Raw genomic sequence first — 22,483 nt, forward strand, 5'->3', positions numbered from 1 at the left:
TTAACAAGGTTCCTTTACCTAACTAATTATTTAGATATGGAGGATGAGAATATTTATTTAATAGATTTTCTATTAATACCTTATTCTTCTTAGGATTCAAGAAAAAGAATCCTATTAAGAATATGAGAATAGAAGACACTACCAGAAATAGTAGTGGAGCAAACAAAGCTATTTGGAAAGAATCTCCACTACTGAAGAAATCACTGTATCCTTTACCATTTCCAGCTGAATGACCAAACACGAAAAACAGAGATAAAAAGAAATAATAATAAAAGATCTTTTTACTGAAACAATACTTAAAGTTTTCATTTTCTCTAAATCTATTATTTTCCTTTCTAGTTAAAAGAAAGAAAATAAAACTCATCAAGGCAAATAGAGTAGGAGAGCCTCAACTATTTTGATTTGATCCATTCATACTCACAATACTTTTGAAAAATGCAACAAAACTAACAATTGCGCCAGCAAAACACAAAAAAGAAAGTGTTTGCTTTCACTTTAAATTTCTAACTGGTTTTGTTGAATAAATATATATTCTTCCCTTTCTAACTTCTCTCTCAAGCCTTTCAAGGGCTTGAGTTCTAGTTACTATGTATTCAAAACTGTCTTCATCTCTATCTAGTTTTCCGCTACCGAAAGATCATCTTTCGGTATTGAATAGATTTCTATAGACACTATATCCTGCCCATTCTTTTTCAGATTTTGTTTTAGAAGATCTTCCTTTAAAAGAATCACTACTTCTCTTTTTTTCTTTACTATTGCTTTTAAGATTTTCTTGTTCCTCTTCTAATGTAGCTGAAAATTCTTCAGCTACAAGATCTCCATACTTCTTCTTTACATCTTCTAAAGAAGTAGTTTTTAGATCTAATTGATAGCTGTTAAGTACTCATATATATACATAATTAACTTCATCTTCTAATTCCTCTTCTTCCTCAATACTTAACTCTTTCTGAGACTTCATGAGAGAGTTAAGTATTTTCTTAACTGTTTCACTTTCGGACTTCTTTGGAAGTCCATCTCTAAACTTATTTGTTAATTCAGGTATTCCATCTTTATTGCCAGAAAGCTCTGAGAGCTTTCTAAGTAATAATAGAGAAGATACTACAAAATCTAAGCTTTCTTCCTCTTCCGACTTAAGGTCACTAAAAAGAGGAGAGCAATAAGAAAGCTTAGTTAAATAATCTTTGAGTTTTAGAAATAATTCAGTGAAATATTTCTTATCTTTTCTCTCCACAAAGAAACTTTCTTTGTTGTTTTCTAACAAACTAATTGGTTATTTTCTTAAAAAGTTTTCTCTCCTATCTTAAATAATTGTTATTTAAATTATTGACTGGTCTATTACTTCAAAAAAAGTAAAGGACCACCCACTGCCAACAGGACTCCTTTAGAATTTTAAGGAAATTCAATTCCATAAAAATAAGAAAATTATAACCTAATTTCCTTATATATTCACTAATTTCTGGACTGTAATAATTACTCCAGAAATTAGATGAAAGTGAATATGAAAAACACCTCAAAAAAGATGAGATTGATTCCCTAGATTGCAAAAACTTTCTAAGGAGTGTTACTCACTCCCCAACTTTATTTGAGATATATAAATCTAAAAACATGAAGGGGTTATCGGAACCCCCGAATGCTTTATTAGATTTAATTGATTCCAAAACTATCTCCCTAGATAGTTTTTGATCTCCGAAAGACAATATTCTTAATTGAACAATAACACTCCTTAGTTGAATGCAGGAGGAAAAAGATTCCTCCCTAATTAAACTAACTAATTCTGAAGATAGATTTAAATCTGCTTTGCTAAGCAGATTTCTTAAATATCTATCTTTAGCTGAGTCTCGAGGTTTATTTAACCAGAAGTTTCTATCTTCCACTTTATTTAAAAGATCTATAGATAGAAACTTCCTAGTTTCTGAATATATTGTTATAAGTATTTTTATTCCGTGAAAATTTATTGTCCGGAATAAAAATTCTAAATCAGAAAGTTTTCCTATATAGTCTTCAAAAATAAAGTGAGTGTAATCTACAAATAAGTTAGTTTGAGTGAGTGAATTTTTCACTCTCTCAAAATCAGCTCTTCTTATGTGTAGAAGAGTTCCTTTTTGAAATTCTGACATTAATTCCTCTATTTTCATCTCTAGAGCATCTAAGCTTCTAGAGATATAAATTCAAATCATTTTTTAGTTAGCTTTCTTTCGTAATAGATAAGAAACTCCCAAAGTTACTAAGGAGAAAGCTACTAAAAAATAAAAGATCTCTAAAGAACTTCCTGAATATCTAGTTAAGTAGAGCTTATTGAAGCTTAGTGGTGACACTAAGCTAGTGAAATAGTCATAGAGTTTAGTTCCTATCGATGATAGGAACTTAAAAGGTCAAGTGAAGAAATAATAGAGAAAAAGAAGTATTATTACAGGAGTAAATAAAAATTGATTTACTCCTGATATAAGAAATAACTTCTTTGTCTTATAAGAGAAAAAGAAAAGAGATATAAGACAAGCACTTACAGTTCTTAGGAGTAACTCATTGACACTAGTCAATCCTAATTTACCAATTAGCCTAAAGACAAGTGCAAAAAAATAAGAAAGAATAAAAGAAAGGGAGGAAAGGGCTGAAGGGAATAATAGAAAAGTGATCCAAATAGATTTAGATCACTTTTCAAATGGAAGAGATTTCCCCTTCTTATTCTTTTTTCTTTGAAAAAGTTCTGAAGATTCTTCAAAAAATATTCTTGTAGAAGGGATAGAAAAAGCTGTAGCTCAGGAATAAGTAAATAAAGAAGAAAAGATTAGTATCTTCTTTATTTTTGGATTAAGACAATTGGGAATTATCTTGGAAAGAATATTTTTTACTAAATTCATGTGAAATCCACTTATTACTATTAAGTGGACTATAGATAATTCCCTAAAGTCTTCTATGACAGGGTTTATTTCCCTGTCTCTCTTATTTAAGAGAAGATAGGAAATAAACTTCTGAGTCTTTCCACTATAGTTAGAAACTATTACTTTATTTAGTTTTTCCTGCAGGAAAAACAAAAACTTATCTGCCTTTATAGCACTCCCTATGTAATTGGATGAATACATCCAAATACAGAAAAATAAGAATATAAAACAAGACCTAACACAGGTCTTGGTTAAGTCTAATTCAAAGACATATATGAATAATAAGAAGGGTGGAACAAATAAAATAATGTGCCACTTAAAAATAGGAATAAAAGAAAAGAATACAAGAAGTAGTGAGTAGAAAACTCACTCAACTTCAGAGAAAGAGAATGATTTCTTCTTAAGCAATTCATTCTCTTAATATCTAGAAAATAATTTTTTAGCTAAATCTTTGAGAGAAAGATTTAATTTGGAATTAAAGTATTTCTCTCAAAAAGTGTTGTAACACACTATTGCTAGTATTCAGTAGAGAATAAATCCCATAATTGTTACTGCAAAGAAAGACAGTACAGGTCTTTCCTGTACTTTATATTTCCAGTAAACTGCATACTTATCTACATTATTTAAAGCTAGTGTGTCTATAGCATAGAACACTAGCAATATTGTGTTTATAAGAATTAAAGTTCCAAGAATGACTCATCCAAAAATAGATAGATTTTTTAAATATGGAAAAAATCTACTGAAAGATGGAAAGTTTTTGGATCAGTCCATTTTCGGAAAAGAATACAGAGATCAAATAAGTATTAAAGCTATAGAGGGAATAGTTAATCAGTAAAACATCATTAATAATCTAGTAGCTAGATAGATATCTCCTGAATTATCTATCATTTGCTGACCATTGTTAAAGAAGATCATTTAGATCTTCTTTACAAATTAACTACTGAGTAGATACTATAGTTGAGAATTTAGTTCTGAATAGAACTCAAATTCTGAAAGATAATCTTGATATTTTCTCTTTTCTTCTAGTATTAATTCTTCTGGAGCGTTAGAACAGAAAGATTCTCTAGAAAGTATCTTTCTGGATCTTTCAACTTCAGAAGAATATTTAGAAAGTTCTTTTGAAACAAATTCTTTATATTTGTCTTTTGGCAAATCATCTATTAGAAGTTCAAAATAGAGTTTTCCAACTTTAACAGTCGGGAAATGAGAAAGATCTCTCTTTTTCTCTAGTGAGACTAAAGTTTGATTTAGTCTCCTGAAATATGGATTTAATTCTTCTATCTGCTTTTTAAATGAAGCGGAGCTAAGAGAAGAAACTATTCTGAACTTAACTTCTTTTGAGAAGTCAAGTTCGAGAGAGTGATAAAGTTGTCTAACTTTTTTCATGTATTCGAAAAATCAGGACCCTTCATCTGTTTTTTTAGATCATTTTTTTGGATAAAAAATTGAGTAAAAAACAGATTCAAGCTCTCTATTAAATAGTTTTTTATAGTATTTTTCAGAAAATTCTGTAATAAAAGGATATAGTATTCTGCAACTTAACTCAGTTATGTAAGCTAAAAACTTAATACTATTTTCTTCTCCCTGTCATTCCAGTTTTAGGAGCTCTAAAAACTGGTTAGATACTTTCTCAGTAAAGAAAGTAACTATTAATTTAGTTAGAGAAGAAAAATCATAAGAAGAGAAGAGTTCTTCTAGTTCTTCTGAAAGAAAACTAAATTCTCTAATAATTCATCTTTCAGCTCAACTAAGATTTTGGAAGTCAAACTTTATTTGCTTTTCTTCTCCAAAGAATAAAGATTGACTTCCACTCAATTTACTTTCAAAAAATTTGAAAAGGTGTTCCAATTTGTGAATAAAGTTAATTGGTTTTTGAAAAATATTTTCAGAATATTTGATATCCCTATCAAAGTGTGTGTTTGATAGGAAAGCAAATCTAATTACATCTGAAGAATATTTACTATATAGTTCCTCCGGGAGAATTCCATTTCCCAGAGACTTAGACATTTTTTCTCCCTTAGAGTTTCTAAGTATTCCATGTAAAAAAATATTTTTAAATGGAGGTTTAGCGTTGAAATGAAGGGAAAGATATATCATTCTTGAAATTCAAGGAAATAATATATCTTTCCCTGAAACTAGAGTAGAAAAGGGGAAAAATCTATCCCTTAATTTAGGAGAGCCTAAAAAAACAATATCTGGTCAAAGACCAGAAGAAAATCAAGTATCTAGAGCTATTTCCTCTGATATAAATTGATCTTGATCATTTATATCGGGATTAACTCTATATTTTCTGAACTTCTTATCGTAAGCCATATTCACTTTTATTCCTCAGCTTATCTGTCTAGATAAGCATCAATCTTCAGTATTATCTAGATAATCTAGAAGTCTATCCTTCTGCGAGGAAGGATAGATATTTAACTTAAATTTCCCAGATCTTATTATTTTTGCTGCTAACTGAGCTAACTTAGAGGCAGCAAGAAATCATTGCTCAGTTAGAAGTTTTTCTACTAAAGTATTACTTTTTTCAGAGTAAGACAATCTAGTCTTATAGTCTTCTATTCTTTCTAATTCTCCTGTAGACTGAAGTCAGTCTACAATTTCTGATCTAGCTTCTAATCTATCTTTACCGAAGAATTGGCAAGCTACTTCAAGTAGCTTCCCATTTATATCAAATACTTCTATTTGATCTAGTGAGTACTTTTCCTTAAGTTCTCAGTCTATACTGTCATGTGCTGGAGTACATTTCATGACTCCAGTACCAAATTCCTGAGAAATAGAATTATCAGCTAGTACAGGAATTTCTCTTTTAATTCCCGGAATATAAACCTTTTTGGAGATAAAAGAAGAATATCTTTTATCTTCTGGATGAACAAATACAGCTACATCTCCAAAAATTGTTTCAATTCTGGATGTAGCTACCAAAAGATATTTGTCACTATCATCTGTGAAGTAATACTTTAGGTAATAAAGCTTTGAATTTTCTTCTCTGTGTATTACTTCACAGTCAGCTAAAACTTCTTGTAACTTAATGTCTCAATTAACTAATTTCTTTTTCTTATAAATTAGTCCCTGAGAAAACAGGGACAAGAATTTTTTTAATACAAAAGATTTAGATTGTTCTTCTAATGTATATCTAGCTTTAGAGATATCCATAGAAGAAGTAATGAGACTGAATTGAGAGAAGATTTTTTCTCTCAATTCAGTTGCATACTTATTCATTTCTTCTAAATATTCTTCAGGACTTAAATGAGAGAATTTCTCCCTGAAAAGGGAATCAAACTTTGACTGGAATGAAATTCCAGCATGATCAACTCCTATAGCTCAATAGGAGAAATATTTTCTTATAGTTGATCACTTATATCTGAAGTCCTGTAAAACAATGTTTCACAGGTGACCTAGGTGTAAAGTACCTGTAAGGTTAGGGGGAGGAAGAAGAAGTGAGTAACAACTCACTTTTTCTTAACTAAGCACTAATTCTGCTTATTTACAGCTGCCAATAATTGTTTTATTTGTCTTTCAGTAGGAGTTCTTCCTAATTGTCTATAAAGCTCTCTCACTTGAGAAGCTTTAATTCAATTCTCTCTAGGATCTTTTTTATATCTCTTAACAGCTGCACTCCATCCTAAATAGAGTCCCATAATAAATACAAGAACAAGACCAACAGCTCAACCTATGTGAGTACCCGCACTATCTTCAAAAAACAATACAAAAAAGTTAAACATATTAATTACTTACTACTCTTTTTCTTTTTGTTATTTAACTTCCATCCTAAAACTATTCCAATAATGAAAGCTGCCACTATACCTACTCCTCAACCAATTTGATCTCCATTAAAGAAAATGAGCAAAAGTTAAATTACTTTTTCTTTTTTCTCTTATTTGCTAATTTTCAACCTAGAATCATTCCCATTATGAATGCTGAAACTAATCCAACCCCTCATCCAATATGTTCTCCAGTTTGGAAGAAAACAAAACTTAGTTAAAAAAATAAACCTACAAGTATAAATTTAGTTTCTAAATTTTCCCTAAGCAAGAAGAAACAAGTTCTTCTGGCTTTAAATTTCTATCTTCATATTTTTTATATAGAGAATCAAAATTACACTTTTGATTCTCTTGAGAGGAATTTTCTTTCTTTAATTCAATAGGAAAAGTTTTGATTTCAAAGCTTAATTCTTTTTCTTGTCCACTGGAGTGACTATGTCCAGAATTTTCTAAATTAACTTTTTTAGGATTAGCTGAATAATCATAGAGGGAATAAATATAGTTTCCCTCTATAGTTCCTTCTTTAAAAGTACTTTCATTAATTTCTTGAGAAGTTGTGTTAGAATTTTGAACTTCTGAAGTTACAGAAGATTGACTTGCGACACTAGTTTTTAAGCGGACATTCAAAACAGAAGGAGATAATAGACAACTTTTTGAATCACTAAATGGAGAAGAAAATAATCTAGTTAGTGCAGAAAAATTATTTTTAGCTGAAAAGTTACAAGCTTTCGATAACTTTTCATGCAAACTTCTGTCATTTGAAGAAGAGGGTCTCAAGTGTTCTGGACCTTCTTCTTCAAATAGAAAAAGCATATTAATTGCATGTTGTAACTTTATTCACTTAGTTAGTAGATGTAGGAAAAAACCTACATCTACTTTCTTGTCTTTTTCTGAATTTCCATAAAAATAATTTAGATTGCAATCTTGAGTTCCTGAAGAGTCACTATTGGACACTTGACTAACTGAAGAGGTAGTCAAGTCTTGTTCTTGTTTAGTGTTTAAGCAATATCTGTAATAATTAGTTCTCCCTAAATATTTAAGTGGAATTTCTACAGTCATAGATTTGATTGTTTCACTTTGAGTAACTGGTTCTTGATTTACTTGCTGAATGTTATAGAGGTTTGAAAGACTTTGCTGTGAATTAAAAGAAGCTGAAGAACTTGCAGTCTGTTTTGACTGAGAAGAAGGTATTTCGAAAAATAGTCTTACTTTAGTGTAAAGACCATTTAATGATGAATGAGTTCAATTTAAGTTATTTTGTGAACTCATTCAAAAAAATCAAGAAAACATTGGGAGACCCGTAAGGAACAGCAAGAAAGATCCTTTGAAGTGCATAAATCTTTAATTGCCCCCCCCCAGCAAGTTCTTATTGTTGATTATTTTCGTCACTCAATTTAAATAATCACTTGTGGCTAAAAATTCTAGTATTATCTCCTTGACTTACGTTGTGAGGGGGGGCATTTGTCCTCAAATTCTTTCTTATTCTTTACAGATCTTTCTTCTACTAACTTATACATCTCTTCTAATTGACAAGTTCCAGCATTTTTAAGTGAGTACTTTCTTTTTGAATCGAATTTAAAAAGAAGTACTTTACTTTCTATCTTTTTGATATTTGCTCAATAATCAAAAAGAGAATAATTTAAATTTCCAGAGAAATTTCCCTTAGAAATTACTTCTTTAGTAATTTTTGAGGAAATATCTTCATTAGTTTGTTGTGATTGTTGCTGAACAGCAGCAACATTATTTTCTAATCCAGAAGCAGAAAGATCTAGAGTAACTTTCATAGTTGTAGGAGCAAGTAAACACTTCTTTCTTTTTCAGGAAGTAGTAAAAAATAACTCATCTAGTAATTTTTTGGGATCATCAGTTTCCAAAGAACAATCTGTTTTGATTGTTTGCAATTTTTGTGACAATCCATTTCCACTAGAAGAATCTCTTCTAGTTCTTCCTCCATTTTCTTTTTTCTCAAAACCTGTTTCTTTGTCATAAATAGACATCATGTTACCTACATGCTCTACTTGTATATATCTAGTAAGTAAATGCAAAAGATGTTTAATAACTTCTATATTTTCCTCCCTAGAGTAACCAACCCATTCTGGATTACAAGGAGTAAAACTTTGACTTGAAGATGAAGAGGAAGCGCTAGCAGATGCTGCGGCGGCCGAAGCTGCAGGTTGCTTTTTCTTCAGAATAGATCCTTCCGGCAAACAAAATTTTTGTCAATCTAATCTATTTAGGTTTTTTAAAGAAAGTTCAGCAATTAACGCTGGAACTTTCTTATTTTGTTGTTGGCCTGAAGTAGAAACTTGATGCGGTTGACTATTTACTTGCATAATTTGATAACTATTAGAGGCTCCTCAGGAGCCTCCGGAAGATGTTGTAGTTTGAGTTAGCTTATTTAATTCTTTAGGTAATCCATCAATGTAAAGTCTTACTCTTGTAGTTAATCCTTTAGCTTCACTTAACTTAAAAGGATCAGTTTTTCCGTTTGAAGAGAAAAAGCTGATACTAAATAAAGGAACAGAAAATAGAGCAAGAAGGGATGGACCCTTTAAAAAAGATAAGCTAAAAGGGTTCATCTCAATATATTTATATGTATCTTATAAAGGAAATTATTCTTTCCTTTATTTGGAAAATAACCAATAAGGACTTAACCCTTATTGGTTTTAGAGGAAAATTATTTAATTAACGGCTTGTGTTTGAGCCTTCTTGTGAATTAATTACTCCGGATTGTTCTGACTTTTTATCGGGAAAATTTTTTAACTCTAATTTATCAAACTCAAGAGAATAATAATTCTTATTCAAGAAAGTTAAATTCTTATCTTTCTTTTTGTCCTCCTCTGTTAGAGGGGACAAAGAATATTTATTTCCTGTTTTTACTGTAAATGTCTTTGAAGGTCTTTTTATTACCTTTGTGTTTTGTTGCAATTCATTTGAAGTTATTTCTGAAGGAAATAAATCAATAAGGTATGAATAATCTATTCTTCCCTGAAGTTCTCCCCTTTTATATAGAAAATCAGAATTTACTTCAATATTTTGATTTTGGATCGTACCACTATCAGAATTTTGATTAGCATCTTTCCTCAAATTAAGCTTTACTCTTAAGGATTTAGGGAAAAGGGAGCATTTCTCTTTTCCTTCTATGGAATTCAGGAATAGATCTTTCAAAACATTTTTATTTCCTGAAGAAGTTAATTCACAATCTTTTTTGATTTCCCAAGTTTTCTTGGAATCTTTTTCTTTTTGATCTTTACCTTTCTCTTTGAATTCAATTTCTGAATTCTCTAAAAATAGAACATTGTAGGCATGTTCTACTTGAAGGAATTTAGAGAATTCTTTTATTAAAAAGTCAATAAGTTCTGTTTTGGAATCATTTCCTCATCAGAAAGAACTTTCTAAATGTTTTCAATCATTACATTCATCTCGCCTTGAATTGCCGGAAGATTGAACTTCATTTCTTTGAACTGAAGTTTGTTGAGCTTCAGGTTTTCCTAACTCCCCATTTTTAGGAATACAAAACTTATGTAGATCTTGTCTATTTAAATCCCTCAAATCTAGATCAACCATTAGAATTGGTTTTTTCTTGTCATGAGTCTGAGATTGATTATCTCCATTAGATTGTTGCTGATTAACTAAAGAAAACTTAACACTTCCATTGTCTTCTTGAGATACTTTTAGATCATCAGAAAACAAATATACTCTTGTTTTCTGATTATTTCCAGGATTTTGAATCTTCAATTTAGAGTGAGAAGGTTCAAGAAGATACATTCCTGCAACAGGAACAGAGAAAAGAGCTAACAGAGGCAATCCCTTCAATACACCTGTTAAAGGAATTCTCAAGGACTAAAGAATACTAATTAAAAATTAAGTAAGTTTTCTCTACTTAATTTTTATTTTTTGAGACTTTGAAGATGGTTTGATGATTGCCTGAGCAATTGATTTAATGGTTGGTTATAAGTTTTTTTACCTATTTTTCATCCTGGGGGGGGGCATTGCTCAAAAAACTTATCTTTAGTTAGATTTCTGTAGTCTACTAACTTGTAGATTGATTCCAATGTACAAGTTCCTGTAGTTAGAGCATATTTTCTTTCTTTATTGAAAAACCTAAAAATAGGAATTTTCTTTTGATCGTTATTATTCCCATTTTTAGGGATCTTTCTTAATCCCCCTCAGTAATCAAATAGTCCATAATTTATATTTCCAGTAACTAATCCCTTAGAAATAATGTCCTTAGTTAAGGAATTAGATGATTGTGGTTCTTGATTTTTAGTTCTACCTTTTAGATCTATGTTTACTTTCATAGTTACTGGAGAAAGTAAACAATGTTTTCTTTTTCAGGAAGTTGTGAAAAATAAATCAGTCAAAACTTCTTTAGTGGAAGTTTTGTCTAATTTACATTCACTCTTTAATTTTTCAGTGATTTGTCCATTATTACTTCCTCCATTGTTGTTGGGATAATGAGTTTTCTCATCATAAATAGCGAACATGTTCGCTACATGATCTACTTGAATGAAAAGAGTTAATGTTTTCATTAAGTAATCTATAAGTTCTGAATTTTCTCTAGTTCTATCTTTAGAGTAACTTAATCACTCTGGAGTACAGAGTGATATTTGATTTTGAGTAGATTGGGTTGAAGATGCTGCGGCCGCAGCAGCTGCATTATTATTTATTTTCTTCAAAATAGATCCTTCTGGTAAGCAGAACTTTTGTCAATCTAATCTATTTAAGTTTTTTAGAGAAAGTTCAGCAATAAGTGCTGGAGTTCTTTGATTTTTTGGTTGAGGTTGTGGAGAAGAAACCTGTTGATTATCAACTTTCATAATTTGATAATTGTTAGAAGGATCAGAAATGCCCCCCCCGAGAACGGAGGTGGCAGAAACTATTTGATTTTGTTCTGGCAGTCCATCTATATAAAGTCTTACTCTAGTAGTCAATCCACTGGCTTTACCTAGTTTAAAGGGATCAGTTTCTTTGGAATTTGAATAGAAACTGATCCCAAATATAGGTAAAGAAAATAAAGCTAGAAAAGATGTACCTTTTAAAAAAGGTAAGCTAAAAAACTTCATTCAAGTTTATTTTCATGTATCCAATAAAGGAAAATCTTTTCCTTTATTTAATGTTTCTACTTTTTAATTAGGAAAGAATTTTTTATTTAGATGTTTGATTTCCATTGGTTTGATTAGAAGATTTTTTAACTTGAAAATCTTCTAATTTCAAAGTATTGAATTGGTAAGAATAATATTTCTTGTCCAGATAAGTTAAATCTTTTTCTTTATCTTTCTCCTCTAATGGGGAGAAAGAATATTTATGTCCTGACTTAACAATAAATGAAATGGGCTTATCTTCTTTGCCCTTTACTTCTTTTTTGTTTTTCTTCTCGAAAAGAGAGTAAGTTATTCTTCCCTGAACAACACCTTGTTTGTAAATTTCATCCAATGACAACGGTTTTCGCTGAGAATCTAAAGAAACAAGATTTTGACTATTTTCTTTTTTCAAATTTATTTTCAACTTCATGGAAGTAGGAATTGCTTTGCATTCTGACTTTTTTCCTCCAGAATTTAAAAATAAGTTTCTCAAAACATTCTCATTTTTAACTCCATCTTTTTGTGAATCTAGAGAAATTCCGCATTTTTGCTTAATTTCTTGTAGTTTTGAAAGATTTTTAACATCTTTGTGTTCAAATTCAACTTTTTGATTTTCTAATGCCAAAAAATTATAAGAATGTTCTACTTGAAGAAATTTTGAGAATTCACTTAAAAGAAAACTAATAAGTTCTGTTTTGGGGTCATTACCCCATCAGAAAGAACTTTCTACTTGCTTTCAATCACTACATTCTTCTTGTTTTGGGATTGAAGAATTTGTTCCTCCTTGCGATGAAGTTTGTTGTGTGGCTTGTTGAGGGTGATTGCTCTCAGTCTCTTTAGGTATGCAATATCTTTTTAGATCTTGTCTATTTAAGTCTTTAAGAGAAAGTTCAGCAACCAATATCGGCTTCTTCTTAGTATTTTGATTATTTTGAGTCGTTCCATTTTCTTTCTGTGTTGAAACAAACTTAACTCCCTGACCTTCATCTTGAGATATCTTCAAATCATCAGAAAACAAATAAATTTTTGTTTTCTGATTATTACCTAAATCTTGGATTTTTAATTTGGAATGAGAAGGTTCCAAAGCCAAAAAGCCTGTCACTGGAATAGCTGCAAGAGCCATTATAGGCAAAAATCCCTTTAGTAAGCCTACTAAAGGAATTCTCAAAACTTAATAACTAATTATTTATAAATACAAAAACCTTTTTTAATTTTCACTAAAGATTTTTGAAATTTTCTCATCTAAGCTCTCTGGACTCAGATAACTTTAATAGTTGTTCAAAATATTTACTTTCCAAAAGATAACCATGTCCAGTTTTGAAAGTAAATATTGTTGGTTTTGTATTACTACTTTGATTTTTTATTGGTTGTCCTCAGTAGTCATATAAGGCATAACTAATTCTTCCCCTAAGAGATCCTCTCTTAGAGACAATATCTTTAGTTAATTGAGTTTGGGAACTACTCACTGACTGAACTTGAGAGCTTCCAGAATTTACATTCTTTATTTCTAATTGCATATTGGCCATCATCGGGGATGGAATACACTTCTTTTTTCTATGATCTGGAGATAAAAATAATTCTCCTAACGACTTTTTACTAATATCTTCTAGCCCACAACTTTGTTTAAGTTGTTGTGTTTTTCCATTTCCTTGATTTTTCATTAAATTCAGAAAATTAGTTTCTTTTTCATAAAGAAGAAACATGTTGTAAACATGTTCTACTTTCATAAAAGAAATTATTTTTCTCAATAAATATCTAATTAACTTAATTTGTTCATCTTCATTACTGTACGAGTAGTAAGGAAGATATTTTCATTCATTACATTCATTAGATTGTGCTTGAGGAGAAGAAGAGCTTGCAGTAGCTATTGCATTCTGTTGTTTTTTCAATACTGAATCAGAAGGAATGCAATATTTATGTCAATCATCTCTATTTAGGTATCTCAAAGAAAGATCAAAAAGTATTGCAGGTTTTTTGTTAGCTCCTGACTGTTCTTGATTTTGAGAAACTTGCATTATTCTATTATCAAGTATTTGTTGCTGAGTGCCCCCCCCCAGCACCAACTGATGCAGCTTGAGCTACTCCATTTGTTCCATCAAATCCTTTTAAAAATAAATTAACTCTAGTAGTGAATCCTCCAAGATCTTTAATCTGGAATTCTGTTCCAGATTGTTGAGTGGAGGAATCATAAAAATATAGACCACCTAATATGGGGGCTAGAGTAACTGTCAATAGCGGAAATCCCTTAAAAGAAAATAAATTTAAAAATTTCAATTCTTAAAAAAATTTAAGTTTTCGGGAATTTGAATTCCCGAAACTTATCTAATAAATTAAATCTTCTTGATTTGGGGAAATTTCCTTCAATTTTAGGGAAAGACTTTTTTGTTCTTTGACGAAATTTTTTAGTTCTAAAGTTCTTTGATCTACTGAATCAAAGAATTTCTTTAAACTAAATGGTTTTTGAGTACTAGAACTTTCCGGATCAGAACTTCCCTGAGAATCCTCTTTTAGTGAATATTCATTCTTTGATTCAAAAAGAATGATTGGAAGTCTTGAACCATTATTTTCTTTTGTTCTCTTTAAGTTAGTTCAGTAATCAAAAAGAGAATAACCTAAAGTTCCGGAGAAAGTTCCTCCGGAAATTTTTTCTTTATTTAGGAAATTATTTGTGGATTTAGGAGAAGGTTGAGAAGCTGCTGCCGCAACTACATTGTTTTGACTACCTAATTTCAAAGTTATGTTAGTCAAAACTGGAGAAGGCAAACAACTTTTCTTTTTCAAGTCTGGAGATAGAAACAGAACATCTAGAGAATCTTTAGTTTGTTCTGTTTTTAAATCACAATTATCCTTAATTTTTTTAAGAAAACTATTTTCTTGTTGAGCAGAAGTAGTTGTTAAAGTTTGATTATTTTCTTCTCAAGTAATTTTTATATCTCCGTTAGTTCCTGATCCACTTCCTTCTGTAGATATTTTTGAATCTTTCTGATAGAGAGCTAGCATGTTAAAAACATGCTCAACTCTTCAGAATTGATACATCTTTTTTAAAAGCTCTCTAATCAATTCTGAGTCATAATCTTTTTCTTCTATTTCATATAAATATTTCCACTTACATTCTTCAGTAGTTGAATTGGAAGCTGACGTACTAGTTGTAACAGCAGAAACTTCCTGTTGAGATTTTTTAAATAAATTCTTTCCTTCATTAACAACACAATATTTTCAGTAACTTTCTCTATCCATATTTTTTAAATAAAACTCAGCTCTCAATATTGGTTTTTTAGATTGAGTGCTCTCTTTAGTTTCTTCTGAAACTTTAAAGATTCTACTTAAGTCATTGTGGGGTCCTGAACTGCCCCCCCCCCCCAAGAATATCTACAGAAGAGACTGAAGATTGTGAAGCTCCAACTTGACCATTTCCTTCTAAAAATAAATTAACTCTAGCTGTTAATCCTCCTAATTCTCCCACTTGTTTAGTAGGAGAAGAATTAAAAAAATAAAGTCCTGCAGGAAAAGAAAGAAAAGCTAGAAAGGGGATTCCCTTAAAAATAGATAACTCTAAAAGCTTCATTTTTTAACTTAGAGAATTAATTAGTAAATTAAATTCTCTGAGCTAGAGGAAGTTTCTTGAAGCTTTAGAGTAATATTCTTCTTTTCTTTAGAGAAATTTTCCAAATTTAATGTTCTTTCCCCTAAGGAATCAAAGAGTTTTTTCAAATTTAAAGGTTGTGAAGTTCCTGTGGAGCCTGATTCAACAGAACTTTGTTCAGTTCCATCTTCTTTCAGAGAATATTTATTCTCTGTTTCGAAAAGAATAATAGGCAATCTTTGACTTTGTTCACCATTTTTTGGTTTTTTTAAGTAAGTTCAGTAATCGAAAAGAGAATATCCTAATTTACCTGAAAAAGTTCCTTTAGATGAGATTGATTCTTTAGTTAATGTATTTGTAATTTGTGATTGATCTTGAGAGGATGCTGCAGCTACAGCAGCAGGAGCTCCTACTCCAACTTGATTGTCTAATTTCAAATGTATATTTGTAACTACTGGAGAAGGAAGGCAACTCTTTTTTCTTAAGTCAGGAGACAAGAATAAATCACTTAAAGCTTCTTTATCTTGATCTGGCTTGAGATCGCAACTTTCTTTAATTTTTTTAAGTAAATCATTATTAGTGTTTTGATTAGTTGAAGTTGCTTGAACTTGATTACTTTCTCAAGTAATCTTTATGTCTTGAGTTCCGGAACTACTCCCACTTCCTCCTCCACCATTTGAGTTAGAGGAGATTTGTGATTCTTTTTTGTAGAGAGCTAGCATGTTGTAAACATGTTCAACTCTTCAAAATCTATACATCAATCTCAATACATGACTTATTAAGTCATGATTTTCTTTATCCTCCCATCTAGATTGACTTAATGTTTTTCACTTACATTCTTCATTATTAGTAGTTGATGGTTCTGCAGAAGATGAAGAAGTTGTTGAGGTAGTAACTTCCGGCGAAGATTCTTGCTTCTTAAATATTTCTTTACCTTTTTCGGAAATACAAAATTTTCAATAATCTTCTCTTTCCATACTTTTTAGATAGAACTCAGCCCTAAGAATTGGTTTATTATTTTGAGAATTATCTTTAGTTTCTTCAGAAACTTGAACAATTCTTCTTCTCATATCTATTTGGTTACTGCCCCCCCCGACCGATAAAGAAGAAGCTGCTGCAGCTGGAGAAATTCCAGCTTGATTATTTCCATCTCAAAATAAATTAACTCTAGCCACTAAGCCTCCTTCTTTTCCTATCTCATTGAAAGATGAATTAAAGAAAAATAGGCCTACAGGAAAAGAAGAGAAAGCTAAAAAAGAAAAACCTTTTAAAAAGGGTATTTCTAAGAATTTCAAGTTTTTTTAGATTAAAGAAGGCATTTTGCCTTCAAAGAAATTTAAAAAATTAAGACTTTCTTTTTATTGCGAGGAAGAAATTCTTGCCACTCCACCATCTCCAATAGCTATGGCTCTTGAAGGAAAAGAGCTTAACTTAAGATTTCTCGATTCAATTGATTCGGAAATATTTTTTAAATTCAAGGGATATGTTTGGTTATTAGAAGAATTTCCATTATTTCCTAAGGAATATATATTTTCAGTTTTCAAAGATAATAGAGGAAAACTTTTTTCATATTTTCTCTCTTCACTACTACCTCTTTCTCCTTGAGTTAGGACAATATAATTCAACTTTCCGGAGAATTCTCCTCCGGAAATTAATTCTTCAGTTAATTTAAATTCGGAACTCTCTCCCGAAGGATTATTTTTTAACTTCAATTTAATTTTTGCTTTAATTGGTGGAGGTAAACAACTTTTCTTCTTGTCTACTTTCTTAGAGTCCTGTTTAATTTCCGGAGGGAAAAATAATTTATTTAATAATTTGTTTTTGTCTTCGCTCTCTCCCAAAGAACAATTCATCTCTTCTTGAACAAATTTTTCCAACCCATTATTATCTTGCGCTTGGTCACTTGAACTATCATTTTTCAATAAAGATTTGTCTTTCAAGCTCGAAAGAAAATCTTTCAATTCTTTTTTAACTCCTACTTCTTCACTTCCTGAATTATTAGGTTTTGAATTTTCACCAAAAACTTTATGAATTGATGTATTTCCGTCATAAAACATTAAGAGGTTGTGAGCTTGTTCAGCCAATAAGAAGGATGCCATTTTACTTAATAGAGATTCAACTATATCTCCTGAATTATGTTCATTTTTCCCGATTAAACGTTGTGAAAATGATTTTCATTCACAATCTTTTTCTGATTTTTTGTCTTCCCTTCCATTTCAAAGAATTGAATTTTTAGGAATACAGAATTCTTTTATAAAAGGCTTATTGAAACCTCTCAATTGGAATTTTCCCCTCAAAATAGGTTCTTTACCTTCTTTTTCTTTCCCGACTCCCGAAGAAGATTCTTCAGAATCACTACTTCTATCAACTAATTGATTTTTTAAAAGTTGAGACTTAGGTTTTTCTAAAAATAATTCAACTAGAGTTGGAAGTCCTTCCAACTCTGATTGATACTGCGAAATTTTTTTGAAAACATAAATTCCTCCAAAAGGTGCACTAGCTAAAGCGAAAATAGAAAATCCTTTCAAAAGTAGAGAAGTAGACATTCCTTATAGAGTGATTACTTAATTAAAAAAATTAAATTTCTTTTTACTTTTTGGCTTAAGATATTCCTCCATCTCTAATGGAAAGAACTTTCGAAGGGAAACTTCCTAATTTAAGAGTCTTAGACTCTATTGAGTCAGAAATCTTTTTAAGACTTAATGGATATCTAGGTCCATTCCCTGAACTTCCATTTTGAGTGTGAGTAGTTTCTCCTAATAAATATTTATTTTCGGATTTCAAAGTAATTACAGAATACTTCTCATTATTTTTAATTTCATTACTTTGAACTAAATTTTCTTCCTGATTTTTGAAGAAAAAGTAACCCAAACTACCAGATAATTCTGCATTAGAGATTGACTCTAAAGAAAGACTTTGCTGCCTTTCATGAAGATCATTTTGCTTAGAAGAATTGTTTTTTAACTTAATTGTCAAATTTGCTTTAATTGGTGGAGAAAAACATCTTTTTCTTTTTGAAGGAGATCTTTCAATTATTTGAGAATTTGAGAAAAATAAGTGACTTAATAATTTATTTTTCTTATCTCCATTCTCCAATGAACATTCTTTTTTCTCAAAATTTCCTAACAAATCATCACCACTATTTTCATCAATACTTTCAGATCCTCCATTATTTGTGGAAACTTTATAAAAATTCATAGTTCCGTTTTCCCCAACAATACCTTCTATTGTTTTCTTAACCATTGAAGACTCAGAACTTCTTTCTTGTTGAACCGGAATATTGTGGGCTACTTTCCCTAAACTAGTACTTTTGTCATAAAACATTAAGAAATTGTGGACATGTTCAGCTCTCAAGAAAAGAGACATCTTTTCCAAAAGATAACTTACTATATCTTCATTGAATTCCCCGAGAAAACTATTTCATCTTTGAGAAAGTGTTTTTCACTCACACTTTCATGAGGAAGAATCTTCAGAATTGGTCTGTGGATTCTTCGACAGCAATGATCCTTCAGGTATGCAGAACTTTTCTATAAAGGGTTTTTTAAGTCCTCTCATTCTAAATACACCTCTCAAAATTGGTCTATCTTCTTTCTTCCTTTGACTTTCAGAATCATTTTCTTGAGAAACTCTTTCATTTTCCAAAAATAAATCTACTTGAGTTGGAAGTCCTTCCAACTCTGATTGATATTTTGAAATTTCTTTAAAAATATAAATTCCCCCTAACGGAACAGAGGTTAAGGCAAAAATAGACAGTCCTTTTAAAAGTAGAGAGGAGGCCATTCCTTAAGGAAGGATATTAAGTATTTATTACTTAATTATCTATAAGCTCAAGCTTTCCCTCCGTCACCGATAGAAATTACTTTTGCGGGAAAATCTCCTAATTTAAGGGTTTTGGATTCTATTGATTTTGAAATGTCTTCCAAAATCAAGGGATAAATTCCGGAAGAAGATTGTTGAGAAGTTGAGGAAGAAGTGTTCTTCTTCAATAAATATTTATTTTCTGATTTGAGATTAATTAGGGGGAAACTTTTGTCATTCAAGTCTACTGACTGAGAAGAATTGTCTCGACTCTCGAAGAAAATGTAACTTAATGTTCCGGAAAATTCACCTTCAGAAATTAATTCTTTAGTCAAATTAGAACTTTCATTTTGAGAAAAATTTTTATTATTTTTCAACTTAAGCCTCAAATCTACTTTTACTGGAGGAAATAAACAACTTTTTCTATTTTTCTCTTGACCTAAATTAGTTCCAGAGGAGATAAAGAATTTTTTCAGCAATTTCTCTTTATTTCCATTAACAGTTAAGGAACATCCTTTTTGGTCAAGTTGAGACAAAATATCATCTCCTTTACCATTGGTAGAGGAAACAGTACCTGAACTATCTCCTCCACCATTAGGTTGAGAGACACCATTCCCATTCTTACCCCTTAAAGACTCACTTGTGGCGGATCCGTCACTCAAAAGACTTTCCAATTCTTTCTTTATTTTTGATTCATTACTTTCAGTTCCAGAAGAAGTTTCGGAACTTCCATTATTTTTCTTATATGTCTTATATACGCTTGAGCTACCATCATAAAACATCAAGAGATTATGGGTTTGTTCAGACAACAAGAATAGAGACATTGAGTCTAACAATGAATTAATCAATTCAGAATTATGTTCTTCTTGATTCAATTGACTAAGTCTCTTCCATTCACATTCTTTTCTAGAGGAAACTTCATTCTCTGAATTTTGTTGTTTTTTCCACAAAATTGAATCTTTAGGTAAGCAGAATTCTTTTATGAAGGGCTTGCTTAAGCCCCTTAATTGAAATTTCCCCTTTAAAATTGGTTTATTTTCTTTTTTCTGTTGTGAACTATTTTTAGAATCGGAAGAATCTGATGAATCAGAACTATCTGAAGAGTCAGAAGAATCTGTTGAGTCTGAGGAATCACTAGATTCACTAGAAGTTAATTTATTGGTCAAAGGAGAAACTCCAGAATCATTATTTTCTAGAAATAAATCTATTTGAGTTGGAATCATCTCCAACTCAGATTGATATCTGGAGATTTCTTTAAAAATATAGATCCCTCCAAAAGGGACGCTAGCTAAGGCAAAAACAGATAATCCTTTTAAAAATAGTGAAGCGGCCATTACTTAAAACATCTACTTATTACTTAATTATTTATTTCTTGTTTTTTGGAAGAAAATTTCCAAAACAAAGCATATTGTCCCTCCTTTGGGACAAGAAATAAATTATTTAGTTTTTGAAATTTTTAGTCAACAAGGCACAAAAATCTATTGATTATTAATTATTTATAAAATGGCGGATGCGGAAGGACTCGAACCCTCAGTCAATAGTTTTGGAGACTATCGTTTTTCCTTTAAACTACGCAACCAAAACCTTGGGTTTTGGTAAAGAAGAAAGTATTATGAACTTCTCTTTGCCCCCTGTACGCTAATTAGAATGTTAACCTTAATTTAAAGATATATTCTTACTTAAATAATTAACTAGATCTAGGTGATACTAGAGCTAAAAAATCAACTAAAAGCTTCTCTTAGAAAAGTTCTAGAAAATAAAGGCTTCTCTCTTCTTTTAGATAAGGTAGAGCTAGAAGAAACCAAAAATTCTAAATTTGGTTTCTTCAGTACAAATCTACCTTTCCTAATTTCTTCTGCCTATAAAAAATCAATAGAAGAAAGTGAACAAATTCTTATTAGTTCATTCCCTAAAAATGAACTAATTCAAAAAGTTGAAGCAGTTCAAGGATATCTAAACTTCTTCATTTCTCCTGACTTAATAGAGAACTTCTTTCGAAGCTCACTTAAGAGAAGAAAGATAATTTCTAGAGCTAATAATGAAGAAAACAAAAAAGATAAATATTTTGTAGAAATAGTATCAGCTAATCCTACTGGAATACTCCATATAGGACATATCCGAAATGGAGTAATTACTGATACTATTTCTAACTTACTAGAGTACAACAATAATTCTGTTTTTAGAACTTACCTAATAAATGATGCTGGAACTCAAATAGAAGAATTATTGAGATCTATTCATAACTTTTATAGTTTCACTTCCAGAGGTGGAGTTGGTATCAGCTTAACAGAAGAAATCAATGTTAAATACACTGGAAGTGAAATAAAAGAATGTGCTGAAGCAATATCGCAAAAATTTGGATACAACTGAGAATTAACAGACAAAGAATTAACTCATCAAATAAAGTTATTTGCTGTTGAGTTCTTTCTTGACAAGATCAAGAAAGAACTAAAAAGTCTATCTATTCAAGTAGATAGTTGAGATTATGAAAGCAGAATCTGCAGTGAATCTGCTTTAACTAATCTAATTAAAAAATTAGAAGACTTTATTTATCTGAAAGATAATGCACTTTGATTCAAGACAAGTGCATTCCTAGAAGGTTATGAAAAAGATGATGTACTTGTGAAGAGTGACGGTAAGATTTCATATTTTGGGCAAGACTTAATCTATCACTTGCATAAATTGGAATTCTTGGGAAAAACTGGAACAATAGTTAACACTTTAGCCGAAGATCACAAGGGACACATAGACAGAATGAAAGCTTTCTTTTATTCCATTGGTGTCCCTCAAGATAGTGTTAAGTACAAAATAACTAGATTGTCTAGGTTGATTATGGAAGGAAAAAAAATAGTGTTCTCAAAGAGAGAAAATATTTTTCTCTCTGCAGAAGAACTAAAAGAACATCTTTCAGTAGATGAAATTAGATGATTCTTGTGCTCTAGAGATGAAGAAAATGAACTAGATATAGATTTATCTAAGTTAAAAAATAAAGACTATAACAATCAAATCTTCTATATTCTCTATGCTTACTCTAGAGCGCTAAAAATAACTGAAAGAATTTATTTTGATCTTTCGGAATCAAAACTATCTTTCGAAAAACTAGATAGTGAAGTAGAACAAAGTTTGATTAATTCTGTTCTTTCAGTTGAATTGAAATTCCAAAAAGCAATTCAAACTCTAAAGGTTCATATTATGTCTGATTACTTATTCTCTTTAGCTAAGAAATTCCACTCTTTTTATGAAAGTGTCTCAGTAATTAATGAACCTAATACTGAGACACAAATAACTAGATTTGCGCTAGTTAAGCTAGTTCTAAGAATATTCTCTGAATTACTTCCTCTTTTCAGAATTACTCCAACAACTCTAAACTAAAAAACT

At 30.6% G+C, this 22,483-nt stretch carries 20 protein-coding genes and 1 tRNA gene; 1 reads left to right on the forward strand and 20 read right to left on the reverse strand.

Going from position 1 to position 22,483, the window contains the following annotated elements; translation table 4 throughout:
* Window positions 1-22 precede the first annotated feature (22 nt).
* The 20 genes from MSU_RS02545 to MSU_RS02640 all read right to left on the reverse strand — a co-directional run bounded on the left by MSU_RS02545 (window position 23) and on the right by MSU_RS02640 (window position 20,684).
* Entirely contained in the window at window positions 23-1,261 is a 1,239-nt protein-coding gene (locus MSU_RS02545; RefSeq protein ID WP_013609149.1) for a hypothetical protein, read from the reverse strand.
* A gap of 34 nt (window positions 1,262-1,295) precedes the next feature.
* A complete protein-coding gene (locus MSU_RS02550) occupies window positions 1,296-2,177 on the reverse strand; it encodes a hypothetical protein (RefSeq protein ID WP_013609150.1) in 882 nt (293 codons plus the stop codon).
* Window positions 2,178-2,180: 3 nt separating this feature from the next.
* Window positions 2,181-3,080 carry a ComEC/Rec2 family competence protein gene (locus tag MSU_RS02555; protein WP_043885163.1) on the reverse strand — a complete coding sequence of 300 codons (900 nt, stop codon included), beginning with the start codon at window positions 3,078-3,080 and terminating at the stop codon, window positions 2,181-2,183.
* Between the two features lie 216 nt (window positions 3,081-3,296).
* Window positions 3,297-3,794: a hypothetical protein gene (locus MSU_RS02560; protein WP_013609915.1), complete on the reverse strand. Its 498-nt coding sequence runs from the start codon at window positions 3,792-3,794 to the stop codon at window positions 3,297-3,299.
* A gap of 36 nt (window positions 3,795-3,830) precedes the next feature.
* Window positions 3,831-6,332 (reverse strand): valine--tRNA ligase, encoded by a 2,502-nt coding sequence (valS, locus tag MSU_RS02565; RefSeq protein WP_013609916.1) that lies wholly within the window; start codon window positions 6,330-6,332, stop codon window positions 3,831-3,833.
* A 17-nt stretch (window positions 6,333-6,349) separates the two neighbouring features.
* Window positions 6,350-6,601, reverse strand: a complete 252-nt coding sequence (locus MSU_RS02570) for a YneF family protein (RefSeq protein WP_013609917.1) — start codon at window positions 6,599-6,601, stop codon at window positions 6,350-6,352.
* 291 nt (window positions 6,602-6,892) lie between these two features.
* Entirely contained in the window at window positions 6,893-7,909 is a 1,017-nt protein-coding gene (locus MSU_RS02575) for a hypothetical protein (protein ID WP_237696884.1), read from the reverse strand.
* Window positions 7,910-8,067: 158 nt separating this feature from the next.
* Window positions 8,068-9,219 (reverse strand): hypothetical protein, encoded by a 1,152-nt coding sequence (locus MSU_RS02580; RefSeq protein WP_013609918.1) that lies wholly within the window; start codon window positions 9,217-9,219, stop codon window positions 8,068-8,070.
* Window positions 9,220-9,325: 106 nt separating this feature from the next.
* Window positions 9,326-10,480, reverse strand: coding sequence for a hypothetical protein (locus MSU_RS02585; RefSeq protein WP_013609919.1), 1,155 nt, complete (start codon window positions 10,478-10,480; stop codon window positions 9,326-9,328).
* Window positions 10,481-10,530: 50 nt separating this feature from the next.
* Window positions 10,531-11,706: a hypothetical protein gene (locus MSU_RS02590; protein WP_013609920.1), complete on the reverse strand. Its 1,176-nt coding sequence runs from the start codon at window positions 11,704-11,706 to the stop codon at window positions 10,531-10,533.
* Between the two features lie 82 nt (window positions 11,707-11,788).
* The gene (locus tag MSU_RS02595) at window positions 11,789-12,847 is read right to left on the reverse strand and encodes a hypothetical protein (RefSeq protein ID WP_013609921.1); all 1,059 of its coding nucleotides are present in this window, start codon (window positions 12,845-12,847) and stop codon (window positions 11,789-11,791) included.
* Between the two features lie 94 nt (window positions 12,848-12,941).
* Entirely contained in the window at window positions 12,942-13,739 is a 798-nt protein-coding gene (locus MSU_RS02600) for a hypothetical protein (RefSeq protein ID WP_013609161.1), read from the reverse strand.
* A 7-nt stretch (window positions 13,740-13,746) separates the two neighbouring features.
* Window positions 13,747-13,956: a hypothetical protein gene (locus tag MSU_RS02605; RefSeq protein ID WP_232500248.1), complete on the reverse strand. Its 210-nt coding sequence runs from the start codon at window positions 13,954-13,956 to the stop codon at window positions 13,747-13,749.
* Between the two features lie 90 nt (window positions 13,957-14,046).
* Window positions 14,047-15,087: a hypothetical protein gene (locus MSU_RS02610; RefSeq protein WP_013609923.1), complete on the reverse strand. Its 1,041-nt coding sequence runs from the start codon at window positions 15,085-15,087 to the stop codon at window positions 14,047-14,049.
* Window positions 15,044-15,289, reverse strand: coding sequence for a hypothetical protein (locus tag MSU_RS04770; protein ID WP_052293981.1), 246 nt, complete (start codon window positions 15,287-15,289; stop codon window positions 15,044-15,046). Before MSU_RS04770 ends, MSU_RS02610 begins: the two co-directional genes overlap by 44 nt.
* 20 nt (window positions 15,290-15,309) lie before the next feature.
* Window positions 15,310-16,602, reverse strand: coding sequence for a hypothetical protein (locus MSU_RS02620; protein WP_013609165.1), 1,293 nt, complete (start codon window positions 16,600-16,602; stop codon window positions 15,310-15,312).
* A gap of 63 nt (window positions 16,603-16,665) precedes the next feature.
* A complete protein-coding gene (locus MSU_RS02625; RefSeq protein ID WP_013609166.1) occupies window positions 16,666-17,853 on the reverse strand; it encodes a hypothetical protein in 1,188 nt (395 codons plus the stop codon).
* A 55-nt stretch (window positions 17,854-17,908) separates the two neighbouring features.
* Complete coding sequence (locus tag MSU_RS02630) at window positions 17,909-19,087, reverse strand: hypothetical protein (protein WP_013609924.1); 1,179 nt, start codon at window positions 19,085-19,087, stop codon at window positions 17,909-17,911.
* A 35-nt stretch (window positions 19,088-19,122) separates the two neighbouring features.
* Window positions 19,123-20,439, reverse strand: coding sequence for a hypothetical protein (locus MSU_RS02635; RefSeq protein WP_013609925.1), 1,317 nt, complete (start codon window positions 20,437-20,439; stop codon window positions 19,123-19,125).
* 170 nt (window positions 20,440-20,609) lie between these two features.
* Window positions 20,610-20,684: transfer RNA gene (locus MSU_RS02640), tRNA-Trp, on the reverse strand.
* Between the two features lie 122 nt (window positions 20,685-20,806).
* On the opposite strand from MSU_RS02640, the gene argS reads away from it, so the two are divergent.
* Window positions 20,807-22,477 carry an arginine--tRNA ligase gene (gene argS, locus MSU_RS02645; RefSeq protein ID WP_013609926.1) on the forward strand — a complete coding sequence of 557 codons (1,671 nt, stop codon included), beginning with the start codon at window positions 20,807-20,809 and terminating at the stop codon, window positions 22,475-22,477.
* The last annotated feature ends 6 nt before the right edge of the window (window positions 22,478-22,483 follow it).

Origin of the sequence: Mycoplasma suis str. Illinois (assembly GCF_000179035.2) — a bacterium.
GTDB classification, from domain to species: domain Bacteria; phylum Bacillota_I; class Bacilli_A; order Mycoplasmatales; family Mycoplasmoidaceae; genus Eperythrozoon_A; species Eperythrozoon_A suis.